The 15947-nt window shown below is 69.1% G+C and carries 11 protein-coding genes; 6 read left to right on the top strand and 5 right to left on the bottom strand.

Annotated features, from left to right (window positions below; all coding sequences use genetic code 11):
• Positions 1-21: 21 nt before the first annotated feature.
• Both BSZ36_RS14185 and BSZ36_RS14190 read right to left on the bottom strand, forming a co-directional pair.
• Positions 22-2361: a FlgD immunoglobulin-like domain containing protein gene (locus BSZ36_RS14185; protein ID WP_094550088.1), complete on the bottom strand. Its 2340-nt coding sequence runs from the start codon at positions 2359-2361 to the stop codon at positions 22-24.
• 79 nt (positions 2362-2440) lie between these two features.
• Entirely contained in the window at positions 2441-3457 is a 1017-nt protein-coding gene (locus BSZ36_RS14190) for a YndJ family transporter (RefSeq protein ID WP_094550090.1), read from the bottom strand.
• A 508-nt stretch (positions 3458-3965) separates the two neighbouring features.
• Here BSZ36_RS14190 and BSZ36_RS14195 point away from each other — a divergent pair.
• The 5 genes from BSZ36_RS14195 (at position 3966) to BSZ36_RS14215 (ending at position 10820) form a co-directional block, all read left to right on the top strand.
• Entirely contained in the window at positions 3966-5111 is a 1146-nt protein-coding gene (locus tag BSZ36_RS14195) for a S1C family serine protease (RefSeq protein ID WP_094550092.1), read from the top strand.
• Positions 5108-6277, top strand: coding sequence for a hypothetical protein (locus BSZ36_RS14200; protein ID WP_094550093.1), 1170 nt, complete (start codon positions 5108-5110; stop codon positions 6275-6277). The genes BSZ36_RS14195 and BSZ36_RS14200 overlap by 4 nt, the downstream gene beginning before the upstream one ends.
• Positions 6278-6317: 40 nt before the next feature.
• Positions 6318-6983, top strand: coding sequence for a hypothetical protein (locus tag BSZ36_RS14205; protein WP_094550095.1), 666 nt, complete (start codon positions 6318-6320; stop codon positions 6981-6983).
• 240 nt (positions 6984-7223) lie between these two features.
• Positions 7224-8747 carry a MoxR family ATPase gene (locus BSZ36_RS14210; RefSeq protein WP_094550097.1) on the top strand — a complete coding sequence of 508 codons (1524 nt, stop codon included), beginning with the start codon at positions 7224-7226 and terminating at the stop codon, positions 8745-8747.
• A gap of 105 nt (positions 8748-8852) precedes the next feature.
• Complete coding sequence (locus BSZ36_RS14215) at positions 8853-10820, top strand: FG-GAP-like repeat-containing protein (RefSeq protein WP_094550099.1); 1968 nt, start codon at positions 8853-8855, stop codon at positions 10818-10820.
• Between the two features lie 23 nt (positions 10821-10843).
• On the opposite strand, the gene BSZ36_RS14220 is transcribed toward BSZ36_RS14215, so the two are convergent.
• The 3 genes from BSZ36_RS14220 to BSZ36_RS14230 form a co-directional block, all read right to left on the bottom strand.
• A complete protein-coding gene (locus BSZ36_RS14220) occupies positions 10844-11248 on the bottom strand; it encodes a GIY-YIG nuclease family protein (RefSeq protein ID WP_094550101.1) in 405 nt (134 codons plus the stop codon).
• Positions 11249-11293: 45 nt separating this feature from the next.
• Positions 11294-12760, bottom strand: a complete 1467-nt coding sequence (locus BSZ36_RS14225; RefSeq protein ID WP_094550103.1) for an aldehyde dehydrogenase family protein — start codon at positions 12758-12760, stop codon at positions 11294-11296.
• A gap of 237 nt (positions 12761-12997) precedes the next feature.
• Positions 12998-13525, bottom strand: a complete 528-nt coding sequence (locus BSZ36_RS14230) for a hypothetical protein (protein WP_094550105.1) — start codon at positions 13523-13525, stop codon at positions 12998-13000.
• A gap of 167 nt (positions 13526-13692) precedes the next feature.
• On the opposite strand from BSZ36_RS14230, the gene BSZ36_RS14235 reads away from it, so the two are divergent.
• Positions 13693-15573: a 2-oxoacid:acceptor oxidoreductase subunit alpha gene (locus tag BSZ36_RS14235; protein WP_094550107.1), complete on the top strand. Its 1881-nt coding sequence runs from the start codon at positions 13693-13695 to the stop codon at positions 15571-15573.
• The last annotated feature ends 374 nt before the right edge of the window (positions 15574-15947 follow it).

Here is a 15947-nt window from a genome sequence, read left to right on the forward strand (position 1 = left end):
GCCTCTGGCGAGCACCGCGGCTCAGCGCACGATGGTGATGCGGGCCGTCGCCACAGCGCCCGAGGCCGACTGCGCACGGACCACGTACACGCCCGACGCCAGAGGCGCTCCAGCGTCGCTGCGGCCGTCCCAGGCGATCGCCTCTGGCGAGGTCCCGGCGAGGCCCGTCGCCAGCGTGCGGACGCGGCGGCCGAGCACGTCGAAAACAGCCACCTCCACGGCCTCTGGCGCTGCGAGCGTGACGCCGACGGTCATCGTCCCGCGCGAGGGGTTCGGAGAGACGCTCAAGCTCAGCTCCCCCGCCAGAGCCGCGGGCGACTCGCCAGAGGTCGGCAGGGGAGCGGAAAACGTGGAGACGCCCGCGTGGCCTACCGAGAGCGCCACCACGCCCGGCTGGACAAACTCCACGCCCGTGACCACGTCGCCGATCTGCTGGGAGGAGGAGGTCGGCGTGAAGCGTGGGAAGGGGGGCGTGGACGGCACGTTGGCCACGTTGTACGAATAGACGCCGTTGCCCGCCACGACGAGCACGTCGCCCAGACCCGCCAGAGGCACCTGGTTGGAGCCCGCTACGTCGAACGCGCCCTTTACGGATGCGGCGGCAGGGTCCGAGACGTCGACAACGGTGATGAAGCCGCCAGCGCCGTTCGTATACAGGCGGTCGCCGGCACGCGCGAGGCGGAAGCGAGAGCCGCGGAGGTCGAGGCTGGAGAGCGCCTGCGGTGCCGAGGGCGTGCTCATGTCGTACAGGCGGAGCCGGGTGTCGTTCACGTCGGAGACCCAGACCACCGGGCCGGTTCCGCCCACGTCTGCCGCGCCCGCCGGCGGCGTGATGGTCGCGATCTGGACCGGCGATGCCGGATTGTCAAGCGACAGGACGTACACGGTCTGCGCGTCATCGAGCGCGAGAAGGAACTTCCCGTCTTCCGTAACAGACACGGTCCGAATCGGCGTGTTGCGGAGCACGTTCGCCGTGGTCGTCATCGTCGTCTTGTCGATCGCCCAGATGCCTGCGAAGCCATCGGCGGCGTACAGGTGGTTGAGTTGCAGCGCGACGTCGGTCGTGTAGTTCCACTGCGACGTGTGCGCCCGGTTCATGAACGGCTCTAGCCGCTCTGGACCGCCGCCCACCGGCACCACGCGCTCCAGCGCCATCACCCCGGAGCCCGCTTGCGCGGAGTAAATGATGTCTGTCTCGTCATCTACAACGAGGTCTTGCGCCAGGCCACCGCCTTGCAGGAAGCCGCGCAGATTCTGCCCGGACACGCTCCCCTGATGGATGCCACTATAGAAGTCCGAGACGAGAAATGTGTTGCCCTGCACGGCGACCCGGTTGGCGCCGCTGGCGCTGAACGCGGTGCTCGTCTCCCTTCGGCGGACGTATACGGGGGCCGCGGGATCGCTCGCGTTCACGAACTGGACCCCACCAAAAAGGCCTGCCACGAGAATCTGGTTGCCAGACCAGAGAAGGTCCAGCGGGTCCGCCCGGCTGCTGAGCGTCACCGTGCCGAGCTCTACCGGGACATCGGGGTTGTCCAGGCTGTACAGCTTCACCAACCCGCGCCCGGCGGAGTTGCGCTGCCCAACCGCGAGCGTCCCCGCGTCGCTGATCCCCACGGCACCCACGTACGCCGTAACCGACGTGTTGCCCAAAGCCGGGCCCTCTGGCGCCGAAACGTCCACGATGCCGAGTCCGGCGTCGTTGAGCGCGAGGTAGGCGTAGCCGCCGCGGATCGCGATATCCTCCGGGAAGGAAGGAGTCTCCACCGCTCCCACCTGAACGGGGGCGTCCGCGTCCGCGACCGAGATCACGCGGAGCGAGAGGCTGGGCCCCTCTGCCGTGTTGTACGTCCCGACGTATGCGTAGTCATCCTGCACCAGGACAGATGTGGCCGCGAGGCCCGTCACCGATCCGCGGCGCACCGGGGCCGCGGGGTCCGAGAGGTCCACGATGAACAGCCCGGTTTCGGTGTTCAAGAAGTGCGTCAGCATGAGGTATACCATGTCGCCCTGCGTCGCCATGTCGCTGATAACGCCCGGGAACACCAACTCGCCGACTACGGACACCTGCCCCGACGTGGAGAGGTCTAGGGTCTGGAGCACGCTCCCCTGCATCGTCACGCCAACGCCGCTGCTCGTAAACGCGACCGAGCGAGCGTAGCCGTACGGCCACCGCGCCAGAGGCTCAAGCCCTCCGCCCGCGCCGAAGCCCTCCGGGGCGACGTTGTTCACGTTCGCCGGCAGTTGCGGGACCGGTGGGAAAAACGCGTCCGGCTGAGCGCTGGCGCCGGTGAGGCCGAGCGAGCCGCCAGAGGCGAACAGGAGGGCGAACGCGGCCAGTACGAGGTGGCGCATGGTCATATGTGTGCGGGCGTGTGTCCTTCAAGATAGAGCGGCGTTCGGGTTTTCCAGAGCCCGAGGCTGTGCAGACCGCGTCCGTTCACGCGTTGACCTCCGGCCGACGGGCCTCTGGCGCTAAGGCTTCTGGCGGCACAGCACGTGGCTTCAGCCGGCGCCAACCCAACGCGCCCCACAGTGCGAACCCGATGCCGTTGAGCCAGCCGTGGCGCGGCACCATCCACTCCACGTCCGGCGCTCCGATGCCGAGCCCATCGCCGAGGTGGAACCAGAGGGCCAGAACCATCGCGAGGAGAAGCGAGCCGCCGGAGACGCCCACGAACACGCCGCCCCAGCGGTCGTCCATGCGAGGCGCGAGGCCCAGGGCGAGCGCGCCAAGCCCGATGGCGCCGACGGTGAGCAGGAGCACGCCCAGCGTTTCCGCGGCCGTGCCGCCTGCTGGCGTCCGCGACAGCGCGATGCCGAGCGCGACGAGCGGTGTCCCTGCCAGAACAGCGCTCGCGAGAACCGTATATGCGAGGTGAGCGCCTGTCCACCTCTGGCGGATCTCGCGCCCTAAAAACCCCGCCCAAAGGGGCGCGATCACGGCGGCGTAGTGGAAGTGGATGGCGGTGAGAAGCACCACGAGCGGCCCGTACGGTCCCGGATCGATCCCCCACCGCGACATCGTGAGCCATGCCGCACCGCCGGGCAACGCCACGAGACCGAGCGCGAGCACGACCTCTTCGGCGCGCCAGAGGCCCTCGCGCCGCATCGCGAGAAGCCGGCGCGCGCCCTCGGCCGCAACCAAAAGAGAAAACGCGGCCCAGCCCAGCGTGAGCACGCCCGCGCGCATCCCGGTCGGCGCGAGAAACGCTGCCGCACCGAGCAACGAGGCCGCGAGAACCGAGCGCGAGGCCAGCCGCATCGCGAGGGAATCATTGTCCCACAGGTCGCACGTGCTCTCCAGCAGCATGGGCACGGCGACGAGCACGGCCAGCAGCACCAGCCTTGACACGAGGTCGAACACGCCGGCCCCTGGCGCCAGAGGCACCCACAACAACACACACCAGACGAGGGCGCCCACGAACGAGGCGCGGGCAAAGCGGCGAGACGGCATGGGCGGAGAACGGCGGTGGCACGCGCAAGATGCACCCGCCTCTGGCGCGGAGCGGGTACTGGGTACTGGGTACTGGGTACTGGGTACTGGGTACTGGGTAAAGCTGTCCCGCGCTCGCCTCTGGCGCCAGAGGATTCCTGAGGCTTACCTGCGAGGTCCCCTTCCCTCGGGAGAGAGACAGGGTGAGGACCGGTTCGACCGCCAGAGGCCTCTGGCGTGACTCGAAGCCGTCCTGAGCGCTGGGCGTATGCGACGCGCCCCTACGGGCGAACGGAGGCGGCGCCAGAGGCGGATGGCGAACGGGGCCTCTGGCGGAACAAATCAGCCGGCGCTCCTCCTCATCCCTCATCCCTCATCCCTCATCCCTCATTCCCCGGAAGGCCACGGCCGAAAGCCCGCCGGTCGGGTAGACTGCACACGCCGCGAGAGGCCTGCTCCGTTGCGCCGGTTGGAAACAGCCCGGGCGACGCTCCGTAGGTCCCGGCTCCGGTCTTCTCTTCCCGCACCCATGCGCCTGACTGCCTTTTTCCTTCTCCTCGTGCTGATCGGCTGCGACCGTTCCGCGCAGTCCCAGCAGCCCCAAAGCGTAGACGCGCCCCTAGGCGAAGTCGCCGACGCGCTCGAACGCACCAACGTCGAGATCGACTCCGGCCGGCGGACCGCGATCACGCGCGCCGTGGAGGCGGCGTCGCCGGCGGTCGTCTCGGTCAACGTGATCGAGGTGCGGCAGGTGCGCGTCCGCGACCCGTTTGCGGGCTTTTTCGGACGCGTGCCGGACCAGGTGTACCAGCAGCAGGTGCAGGGACTGGGCTCCGGCTTCGTGATCTCGCCAGACGGCTACATCGTGACCAACGATCACGTGGCGGGCAACGCCACCAAGATCACGGTCGCCTTCCCCGACGGGAAGACGATGGACGCGCAACTGATCGGCAGTGACCCGGAGACCGACATCGCGCTGATCAAAGTCACGCCAGAGGAGGACCTGCCGTTTCTCGACTTCGAGAATCGCGAGGACGCCATCGTGGGTGAGTGGGCCATCGCGCTGGGCAACCCGTTCGGTCTGTTCGAGGCCGCCGAGCCCAGCGTGACCGTTGGCGTGGTGAGTGCCGTGGGCCGCGACTTCCCCATGCAGGAGGGCCGCACGTTCCGCGACATGATCCAGACCGACGCGGCCATCAACTCCGGCAACTCCGGCGGGCCGCTCGTGGACGCGACGGGCCGCGTGCTGGGCATGAACACCTTCATCTTCTCGCGCACGGGCGGCTCGGTCGGCATCGGCTTCGCCGTCCCGGCGTGGCGCATCGAGCGCGTGGTGGAGGAGCTCCGGACCTCTGGCGTGGTGAACCGCTCGTTCTACTCCGGCCTCAACGTGCAGCCCATCAACGCGCGCATCGTGCAGGCGCTCGGGCTCAACGACGCCAGAGGCCTCATCGTGGCGAGCGTGGACCCGGACAGCCCGGCCGACCGCGCCGGCCTCCGCCCGTACGACATCATCGTGCGCATCGCGGGCGAGACCATCGGCGAGGTACGCAATCCACGCGGCTATATCCAGGATCGCCTTATCGACAACCGCGCGGGCGACACCGTCACGCTCGGCATCGTGCGCGATGGGCGCGAGCAAAACGTCAACCTGACCCTCGGCGCGAGCGGATGACCCAGCCTTCCCGCCCGACCAATCGCCTCTGGCGCCGTAGCCGGCGCGTTCTCGCGGCCCTCGCTCTCGTCCCGTTGCTCGCGCTGACCGCCTGCCTGCCCGGCAGCGGACGCCAGAACACGCGCGCGCTCGCGCCCGCCGATTCCGCCGCGGCTGGGCTCGCTTCGGCAGTGCCCGTAGACTCACTCGTGGAAGTGTGGTCGCTGCCGATGGGCGAGGTGGCCGAGGTGCCGTCCAACATCGCGTGGATCCAGCCGGACTCCGCCTCTGGCGCGCGCCTGGCAGTGGTGGAAACGAAGAACGGTGCCGTCCACACCGTCAGCGCCAGCGGCGAGCGGGGGCCGGTATGGAGCGTGGGCGAGGAGCGGTACCCCTACCTCGCGGGCGTCGTCGGCGATACCGTCGTGGTGCTCTCGCGCGGCGTACCGGCGCTGGAGTGGGTGACGGCCTCTGGCGTGGCGCGGAGCGTGCCCGTCCCCGAGGGCGCTACGGCGGCGTTCGTGGACCGCACGCGTACCATCGTGCGCGTGGGCGGTGGGCCGAGCGAAGTATCTCCCGCGCTCGTGTCCCTCAGCGCAAGCGGCGACGAGACCGGGCGCTTCACGTTTGCTCAGCCATGGCGCGCCTGGGGCTTTGTCCGCCCCTGGGGCGACTCCGTTCTCGCGCTGTCCGGCTACCGGCCAGTCGCCGACGTGCTCACGCCAGAGGCCTCTGGCGCCGGCGCGCTCGACACGCTCGCGTTTGCCGGCTTCGACTCGCCGCAGCTCGTGCGCAGCTACCAGTTCATGACCGGCGAGGTCGACGAGCCGCCGCTGCTCTCGCCCGCGGCCGCCGCGCTGGGCGAGAGGCTGTACGTGCTCAACGTGCGGAGTGAGCGCGTCCGCATCGACGTGTACGACCGCCGCGGCCAGCTCGTGCGCGTGCTCCAGGGCGCGGTCCCCCTCAGCGCCGAAGGGAAGCAACAGGTGCTGGACGTCTACCCCGCCGATCTCGCCGTCCGGCAGACCGCCTCTGGCGCGGTCGAGATCGCGCTGCTGATGAAGCGCGACCGCGGCCTCTTCCAGCGCGCCGACGCGCGCGTTCTCCTGTACCGGTGGGCGCCCCAGCCGCTAGAGGCCTCTGGCGTGACGAACCGAGATTCGAGCGAGGTATCGGCAGTTCGGTAAAGCGGCGCTAGACTTGGCGCCTACCTGCTCCCCGTCTGCCATGCCACGACTCTCCGCCCTCGCCCTCGTTCTGGCACTCGCCGCCTGCGAACCCGCACCCGACGCACCCGAGCCGGAGGCCTCCCCCGCTCCCGCCGAGGTCACGCCAGAGGCCGCGCCTGCGATGGAGGCGAGCACGATCTCCGCGGACGACAGCACTTCCGCCCGCCTCACGGCGCCCGTGCGCGTGGACGGCGCCTGCCCGTTCGAGGGCTGCATGTACGGCACGTGGACGGCCTCTGGCGAGACGGCGGTGTACACCGCCGCCGGAGACACCACGAGCCGCGCGTTTACGGTCCCCGCCGGGACGGAGATAGAAGCCGACCGCGGCTTCGCGCTCGTCACCCGCCTCGGGCAGATTCTGGTGGAGCGCGATGCCGTGATTTACCTCGCGTCTGGTGGAGAGCAGCCTGTCGCCGCGGGCGACACGCTTCTCGTGCTAGATCCCGAGGGCGAGGGCAGCTCCCGCGTGTGGGCAAACGGCGTCCTCGGCTTCTCCGGCGTGGATGTGGACATGAACGGCCCCGGCGGCGAAGGCCCCGCGCTCCGGACGCTTCGCCCCGCCGAGTACCAGTGGTGGGCCCACGTCCGCCTCGCCGATGGCCGCGAGGGCTGGCTGTGGATGGACCGCACCCCCAGCGTGAGTGGCGCCGACGCCTTCGGTTGACCGGGTGGCGACCGCGCTGGCGAACCCTGCCTCTGGCGCCAGAGGCCCGAATCTCTCGTGCCGCCACAGGCGCTAGAACGTTCTCCGCCTGGAGGCATCCGCTGGAGCCCGCGCGGCACCTTGGAAGCCGTGCGGAGATCATGTCTCTGCGGAACAGCGCCCCCCGCATCGCGTGGACCACGCCCCTCTGACGACGCCCGTTAGAGGCGACGACCGCGGCAGGCGCCGCACACGCACGACATGGCCGACGCACCTCAGATCTCCACCCTCGGCGCGCTCCGCGCCAGCGGCTACGCGCCCCGTTCCGTCAAGGACGAAGTGCGGGCCAACCTTATCGCCAAGCTGCAGTCCGGCGAGGAGGTCTTCCCCGGCATCCTCGGCTTTGACCGGACGGTCATCCCGCAGGTGCAAAACGCGATCCTTGGCAAGCACGATTTCATCCTGCTCGGCCTCCGCGGCCAGGCCAAGAGCCGCTTGGTGCGCCTGCTCCCCACCCTTCTCGACGAGTGGGTGCCGGTCTTGGAAGGCTCCGAGATCCACGACGATCCTCTGGCGCCGGTCTCCAAGTTCGGCCGCGACCTCGTGGCCGCCAGAGGCGACGAGGCGCCCGTCGGGTGGCTGCACCGCAGCGAGCGCTACGGCGAAAAGCTGGCCACGCCGGACACCTCCATCGCCGACCTCATCGGCGACATCGACCCCATCAAGGCGGCCACGCAGCAGCTCACCTACGCGGACGAGGAGGTGATCCACTTTGGCATCATCCCGCGCACGCACCGCGGCATCTTCGCCATCAACGAGCTCCCGGATTTGCAGCCGCGCATCCAGGTGGGACTGCTCAACGTGATGGAGGAGCAGGACGTGCAGATCCGCGGCTTCAACGTGCGGCTCCCGCTGGACCTCATGATGGTGTTCACTGCCAACCCCGAGGATTACACCAACCGCGGCAGCATCATCACGCCGCTCAAGGACCGCATCGACAGCCAGATCCTGACGCACTACCCGCGCGATCTGGAGATCGGCATCGAGATCACGCGCCAGGAAGCGTGGCAGGACCGCGCGGCCTCTGGCGGCGTGACCGTTCGCGTCCCCCACATCTTCCGCGAGATCGTGGAGCAGGTCGCCTTCGAGGCGCGCGAGAGCGAGTACGTGGACCAGAAATCCGGCGTGAGCGCTCGCCTGACCCGCGCGGCTCTGGAGGACTTGGTGAGCGCGGCCGAGCGCCGCGCGATCCTCAACGGCGAGACCGAAACCACGCTCCGTGCGACGGACCTGATGTCCATCGAGCCCGCCGTGACCGGCAAGGTCGAACTCGTCTATGAAGGCGAGCAGGAAGGCGCGCAAGGCGTCGCGCGCGCCCTGATCGGCCGCGCCGTGGCGGCGACCCTCCCCCGCTACCTCCCCGACCCCGCCGACAAAGCCGAGGGCCGGAAGGCCTATGCCGACGTACTCGCGTGGTTCGCGAAGGGGAACGGCATCGAGATCGGACCCGAGATGCCGTTCGACGCCTACGCGCGCGTCCTCGATTCCGTGGATGGCCTCGCGGCACTTGTCAGCAAGCACACGACCTCGGCCACGCCTGCCGAGAAGGCCAGCATGATGGAGCTCGCGCTGGACTCCTTGCACCAGCGCTCCCTCCTCGGCAAGGACCTCGCCGACGGCGGGACCGGGTATTCCGATATGATGGGCTCCGTCCTCTCTGGCCTCGGATCCTTTGGAGAGGAGGACGACGACGAGGATTACGAGGACTGGCGCCGCCGCGGCTAAACATCTGGCGGATCTGGCACCGTCAGAGGAGGACATGGGCGTCTGGCTTTGCCCCATAGTGAAAGGGACGGATCCGTTACTTCGCAGTCTTCGCCCCCACCGCCCATGCTTCGCCGCGTCCTCCTCGGCCTCCTCTTTCTGCCGGCGACCTCTGGCGCGCAGACGTTCACGGCCGTCACCCTGCCGCCCGATCTTGTAGGCGGGCTCGCGCCCGCGATCGTCGACATCGACGGCGATGGCCGCACCGACGTCTTGTCCGGCCAGTCCGTGGCGCGTCAGACCGATGGGGGATGGGAGGTGTCCGTTCTCGATGACCAGTTGGCGCTCGGAGTCCTCGTCGCGGATTGGAGCGGCGACGGCGCCCGCGAGGTGGCTGTGCTCGGCGCCTACCGCGTCCGCCCCGCGCGGTGGAACCGCGCCAGAGGCGCGCTGGAGCCTCTGGCGGGGACAGGTCTGGAGACGCCCCGGTTCAACCTCATCCAGGGCTCCGTCCTCCTCGACGACGACCGCGACGGCAGGCTCGACCTTCTCATCGGCAACGACGGCCCGCCGGACGTGCTGCTGCGCCAGAGGATCGGCGGCACGTTTGACGACCTCAGTGCAAGCGTACTTCCCGGGACGGAAGGCGGCACCTATGGCATGGCCGCGGCCGACTTCGATCGGGACGGAGACCTCGACGTGGCCGTGGGGCTTTGCGCGCCTCTCCCGGCTCATAACCTGCTCTACCTCCGAGGCGCCTCTCGCTACACCGAAGTGGGAGCGAGCACGCAGACGGACGACCCGCGTGCGAGTTGGGGCATGGCGTGGCTGGATTACGACGGCGATGGCTGGCTCGACCTGTTCGTCGCCAACATGCCCATCGACGTCGACGGGCAAACCTCCGACGGCGCCAACGGACTCTTCCGTAACAACCAGGACGGCACTTTTACCGATGTAGCGGGCGACGCTGGCGTGGCAGGCCCTACGGGCGAGAACAGTTGGAGTGCCGTCGCAGCCGACTTCGACAACGACGGCTGGACCGACCTTGCCGTGGCCAACCGCCGCAGCGGCACCGGCGCCGCTCAACCCTGGCGGCTCTGGCGCAACACCGGAGGGCAGTTCGAGGATGTCACGCCCGGCTCGGGCCTGGGGAGCGTGGAGACTATCTTTATCGGCGCGGGCGACGTCGACGGGGACGGGTGGGTCGACCTCGTGGGCGAGCAGTCCAACCTCCCCGTTCTCCTCCGCAACGGTGGCGGCACCAACGCATGGCTCGGCGTGCGCCTGCGCGGCCTCGCCTCCAACACCGAGGGGATCGGCGCGCGAGTCGAGGTGGCCTCTGGCGGGCGGACGCAGGTGCGCGAGATCACCGGGGGCGACGGGTTCATGGCGCAGAGCCACGCGCTCGAAGCGCACGTCGGGCTCGGGACCGAGACAACGGCCAACGTGACCGTCCGCTGGCCCAGCGGGCAGGTCGACGTGGTGACGGGCGTGACGGCCAACCAGCGCATCACCATCGTCGAAGGCGAGGGGCGCAACGACGCGCCAGAGGCCTTCGCGCTGATCGCGCCCGCCTCTAGCGCCGAACTCGCCAGCACCGAGCCGGCCACCTTTTCGTGGGCGCCCTCCGCCGACGAGGGGCCGGTGACGTACTCGCTCCTGATCGAGCACGATGGGGGAACGGCCCTGACCTATTCGACGACCGAGACATCGTTCACCGTCCCCCAGAACGACTTGTTTCCCGGTCCTTTCTCGTGGGCGGTCGTCGCGAACGACGGGCGTAGCGAGCGGACGAGCCTGGAGGCGCGCGCGTTCTCGTTCGTGGTCGTGGATGCGGCAGAGGAGACGCCAGAGGCCGGGCCGGCGCTCACGCTCGGGCCCAACCCAGCCCGCAGTCACCTCCGCGTGCAGGTCGCGGACCCGGCCCCGGCGACGCTGACGGTCCTCGACGCGCGAGGCCGCCGCGTGCTCACCGAGCGCGTGGCAGCGGGCGAGGCGACGCTGGACCTCCGCGCGCTACCTCCGGGCGCCTACACCGTCCGCGTAGAGTCAACGAGTGGCGTCTCGACCGCGCCTTTCGTGCTCGCGCGCTGAGGCCGAGCCTCTGGCGCCAGAGGCTAGAGCGGGTTGAGCGCAGGCAGGAGCGAGCGCCGCAGGTCGGCTTCCAGAGTGCGGGCCTCCGCCCCGTCGCGCGTGACCACCCAGGCGAACGAGCACCGCGCGTCGATGTAACTCCGGCACGCTCGCTTGGCCACGCGCGGGTGCCGGATGCGCTCGCCATGCTCGGCCTCGTACGCGAACTGCGCGCGGTCTAGAAAGAGGTACTGCGCGAACATGTTGACGATCTGGCCGCTGGCGTGGTCTTTCAGGCGCCGCCGCAGGCTGCCCTTCCCGTTTCGCCCTGCCATGCCGATGTAGATCGCCTCGTCGCCGTCGTAGATGACATACGCGCCCGGAGAATCGGGCACGGCGGACCAGTCCACGTCGGCGAAACGGTAGCGGCCGGAGAGGGAACGGTCCATGAGCCGTGGGCGCCAGAGGCGGGGTGGCCTCTGGCGCCAGAGGCGCTACTTCGCCGAGAAGCGGTACGTGCGCGGCTGGTGCTGGATGGAGACCCACTGCACAGTCGAGAAGGCGTCCAGCGCCCACTTCCCGCCAAAGCGCCCGAGGCCGCTGGCGCCCATGCCGCCAAAGGCGACGTGCGGCTCGTCGTTGACGGACATGTCGTTGACGTGGATCATGCCGGTCTTGACGCGCCGCGCGAGGCGCAGGCCGCGCTCGGTGTTGCCGGTGAAGACCGACCCTGAGAGGCCGTAGTCGGTCGCGTTGGCGATCTCCAGCGCCTCCTCGTCGCTCTCGAACGTCAGGATCGGCGCCAGAGGCCCGAAGATCTCCTCGGACGCGGCGGACATGTCCTGCGTCACGCCCGTGAGGACTGTAGGCTCGATCACGCGGCCCTCATGGCCGCCGCCGAGCGCAACCGTCGCGCCGGCCTCTTTCGTCCGCTTCAGGATGTCAAGGATGGACTCCAGTTGGTCGTCGTCGATGATGGGGCCGACAAACGTCTGGCCGTCGGACGGGTCGCCGGCCTGGAGGGCGCGGACAGTGCCCAGGAACGCCTCGGTAAAGGCGTCCGCGAGGGAGGCGTGCACGGCGATGCGGTTGAGCGCGATGCAGATCTGGCCCTGGTGGAGAAACTTGCCGAACGCGGCGGCGCGAGCGGCCTGCTCCACGTCGGCGTCGTCCAGGACGAGCATGATGTTGTTGCCGCCCAGCTCCAGCTCGACGCGCTTGAGGTGCTTGCCGGCCTGCTCCGCGATGCCCTTCCCCACCTTGGTGGAGCCCGTAAACGAGATCACGCGCGGGACCGGGTGAGTCACGATGGCGTCGCCGATCTCGCTGCCCGAGCCGGGCAGCACGTTGAGCATCCCGGCTGGCAACCCGGCCTCCTCGAAGATGGCGCCGATGATCGTCCCGCCCGTCACGGCCGTGTTGGACGCCGGCTTGAGCACGACCGCGTTGCCGGCTCCAAGCGCGGGCGCCACGCTGCGCATCGAGAGGTGAAACGGGAAGTTCCACGGCGAGATCACGCCCACCACGCCGACCGGCTGGCGGTACACGCGGTTCTCCTTGCCGGGCGTGACGGAGGGGTACAGCTCGCCTTCCATGCGGAGCGGGAAGGTCGCGGCCTCTTGCGTGATGCCGATCGCGTTGCTGATCTCGAAACCTGCCTTGAGCTTCGTGCTGCCGGACTCCTTGACGAGCCAGTCGGTGATCTCCTCGCGGCGCTGCTCAATGACCTCGGCGGCCTTGGCGAGGATGGCCTGCCGCTTCGTGGGCAGCATCTCCATCCACTCGGCCTGCGCGGCCTCGGCGGCGCGGTAGGCGGCGTCCACGTCGTCTTTGGTCGCCTGGGCGACGTCGAGAAGCGTCTCGTCGGTAAACGGGTCGGTGGCCGGGGCCGTCTCGCCAGAGGCGGCGGCGCGCCATTCGCCGCCGATGTAGAGTTGGGCGAGGGTGCTGTAGCGGTCCATGTGCGGTGCGGGGATGTTTACGCCGTTGCCTAGCCTCTGGCGGCGGGCGGTGTTCCGCCAGAGGCCTCTGGCGCCAGAGGCGAGGACCGCTTCAGTTACCGTCCAGAGCGCACTACTTGCAGTGTGGCGTCGGACGCTGCGCAGCCCTTTGGTGACAGGCTAAAACCCTCGTCGCTCCGCTCTGTCGGGATGACAAGGTTGAGAGACAGTGGCCCTCTGACGCCAGAGGGCGCCGTGCTATTCCTCCTGAGCGCGTGCGCGCCGAGCTCGCCATTCAGGCCAGAACAACTCGTACCACGCCGCATCGTCGGCGTCGGGCTCCTTCGGATCGGACCGTTGATAGAGCGCCTCGACCTTATCTGCGAACGCGCAAACATGACCGACCCATTCTGTCCTCAAGATCTCGGCTGTCCCGCCTGCAGGTGTTTGGATCACAACGTTCTTGCCTCGGTGGAATACAAGCGCATCCTTCCCAGCCGAGCAGCCAGCGATGTTCACCAAGCCGTGGTCTTCCGATAGCCACCACATGTGGCCGCAGTGAGGAAAGAGATCATCCGTGACCGGATCCTCTTTCGGATGGTCCTGCTCTAGCGTCCTCAGCAGGTTCATGGCTGCAGCGCTGACGCAGAGGTCGTCCGAGCCGGTCGCCCACGCAGAGCGGCCATCAAGATCGAACACTACATCTCCATGAGCGCAGAGGTCGTGAGTTGAGTCAATGCCTTCCAGCCAGCGGACATTCTCTACGTCAAGTCGGATGGTGTCCATACAGTTCGGTGTGTCTCTAGAAGACGAGACTAACCCCCAGAAGGCTCTCGTCCCTGACGCCAGAGGCGAGGATTCCCCGCGAAAGGCCCGAACCGGCCTCTGGCGGTGCCGACCTTGCGAATCCGCGCCAGAGGCGCCGCGTACCCGGCGCAGATCCCGCACTCCGCATGTCTAGCACGACGACCACCGTTCAGGTCCCCGAGGTCACCATCCTCTTCGCCGGCGACTCCGGCGATGGAATGCAGCTCACCGGCAGCCAGTTCACGCTCGCCACCGCGCTCGCCCGCAACGACCTCGCGACGCTCCCCGACTTCCCCGCCGAGATCCGCGCCCCCGCAGGCACGCTCTACGGCGTGAGTGGCTTCCAGCTCCACTTCGGCTCCGGCGACATCCACACGCCCGGCGACGAAGTGGACCTGCTGGTGGCGATGAACCCGGCGGCGCTGCACGTCAACCTGCACCGCGTGCGCGAGGGCGGGGCCGTGCTCGTCAACACGAGCAGCTTCGAGGCGCGCGACCTCAAGCTGGCGGGGCTCGACGAGAACCCGCTCGAAAACGGGTCGCTCGACGGCTACCAGCTGTTCGAGGTGGAGCTGACGAGGCTCACGCGAGAGGCTCTGGCCGATACGGACCTCTCGCTCAAGGAGGTCGACCGCTGCAAAAACATGTTCGCCCTCGGCCTCGCGCTGTGGATGTACACGCGGCCCATCGACCCCGCGCGCGAGTGGGTGCGGAAGAAGTTTGCCAAGGTCCCCGAGATCCGCGACGCCAACCTCACGGCGCTCGAAAAAGGCGTCCACTACGGCGACATCACCGAGGCCTTCGCCAACCGCTACGAGGTCGCGCCCGCTGAGCTCGCGCCCGGGACGTACCGCGCGATCAAGGGCAACGACGCCCTCGCACTCGGCCTCACGGCCGCAGGCCAGAAGAGCGGGCTCGGCATCTTCTACGCCACCTACCCCATCACGCCCGCGAGCGATCTGCTCCACGCGCTTTCGCGCTACAAGGCCTCTGGCGTGAAGACGTTTCAGGCCGAGGACGAGATCGCCGCGATCGGCGCCGCGATCGGCGCGGCGTTTGGCGGCAACCTGGGCGTAACGGCGACATCCGGCCCCGGTATGGCGCTCAAGTCTGAGTTCATGGGGCTCGCGACGATGACCGAGTTGCCGCTCGTCATCATCGACGTGCAGCGCGCCGGCCCGAGCACCGGGATGCCAACCAAGACCGAGCAGAGCGACCTCATGATGGCCGTCTACGGCCGCAACGGCGAAGCGCCGACGCCTGTCCTGGCCGCCCGCACCCCGGGCGACTGCTTCGAGGTGGCCTACAACGCCTGCCGCGTCGCCGCGCGCTTTATGACGCCCGTCATCGTGCTCTCCGATGGCTACCTCGGCAACGGGTCGGAGCCCTGGCGCATCCCCGAGGCCAGCGGCCTCGCGGACTTCGACGTGACGTTCGCAGAAGGCGATACGGCACCGAAGGACGAAAATGGCGCCCTCCTCCCCTATGCGCGCGACGAGGCGACGCTTGCGCGTCCGTGGGCGCGGCCGGGCACGAAGGGCCTGGAGCACCGCATCGGCGGGCTGGAGAAAGACGCCCTCACCGGCGGCGTGAGCTACGACCCGGAAAACCACCAGCACATGACCGACACGCGCGCCGAGAAGCTGGAGCGGCTCGCCGCCGAGCTCGCGCCCGTCGAGGTCGAAGGCGACCAGGAGGGCGACGTGCTCGTCGTGGCCTGGGGCTCCACCTATGGCGCCGTGAAGGCCGGCGTAGAGCGTGCCCGCGAGCAGGGCGTGACGGCGGGCCACCTCCACCTCCGGTGGCTCAACCCGATGCCGCCCGCGCTCCCCGAGACGTTCGCGAAGTACCGCCGCGTCCTCGTGCCGGAGCTCAACCACGGCCAACTCATCCGCCTCTTGCGCGAGCGTTACCTGCTCGATGCCGTGAGCCTCGCCAAGATCCAGGGCCTCCCGTTCAGCGCCCGCGAGATCGGCGCGGCCGTCGTGGAGCTTGCCACGTCCGAGACGCCAGAGGCCGTCGCGTAAAGCGTATTGCGTGATGCGCGAGGGGCACCTACCGAGGCCTCTGGCGCAGATGCACACCCACCCCGACATGAGCGAGAACACCGAAGACCGTCAGCCCGACTCCATCCAGCCCGGCGGCGACGCCCCCGAGCCCCGCGGCATGGAAGGCGCGCGCCCCGACACGCCCGAGCCTGCGGGCACGCGCAAGCCCGTCCAGGCGCCGGAGTCGCCGCGCGTCGGCGACCAGCCCGCGCTCCCGCCGATTCAGTCCGACGCGCCAGAGGCGCACTCCGATGACGGCGACGTGCCCGCCTCTGGCGCGGCCACGTCTGCGGTCGGCCCCGCGAAGCCGAAGGGCCCTTCGGGCGCTAAGCCTGCCGGGCCTCCCGCCAGAG

This window comes from Rubricoccus marinus, assembly GCF_002257665.1.
Classification (GTDB): Bacteria; Bacteroidota; Rhodothermia; order Rhodothermales; family Rubricoccaceae; genus Rubricoccus; species Rubricoccus marinus.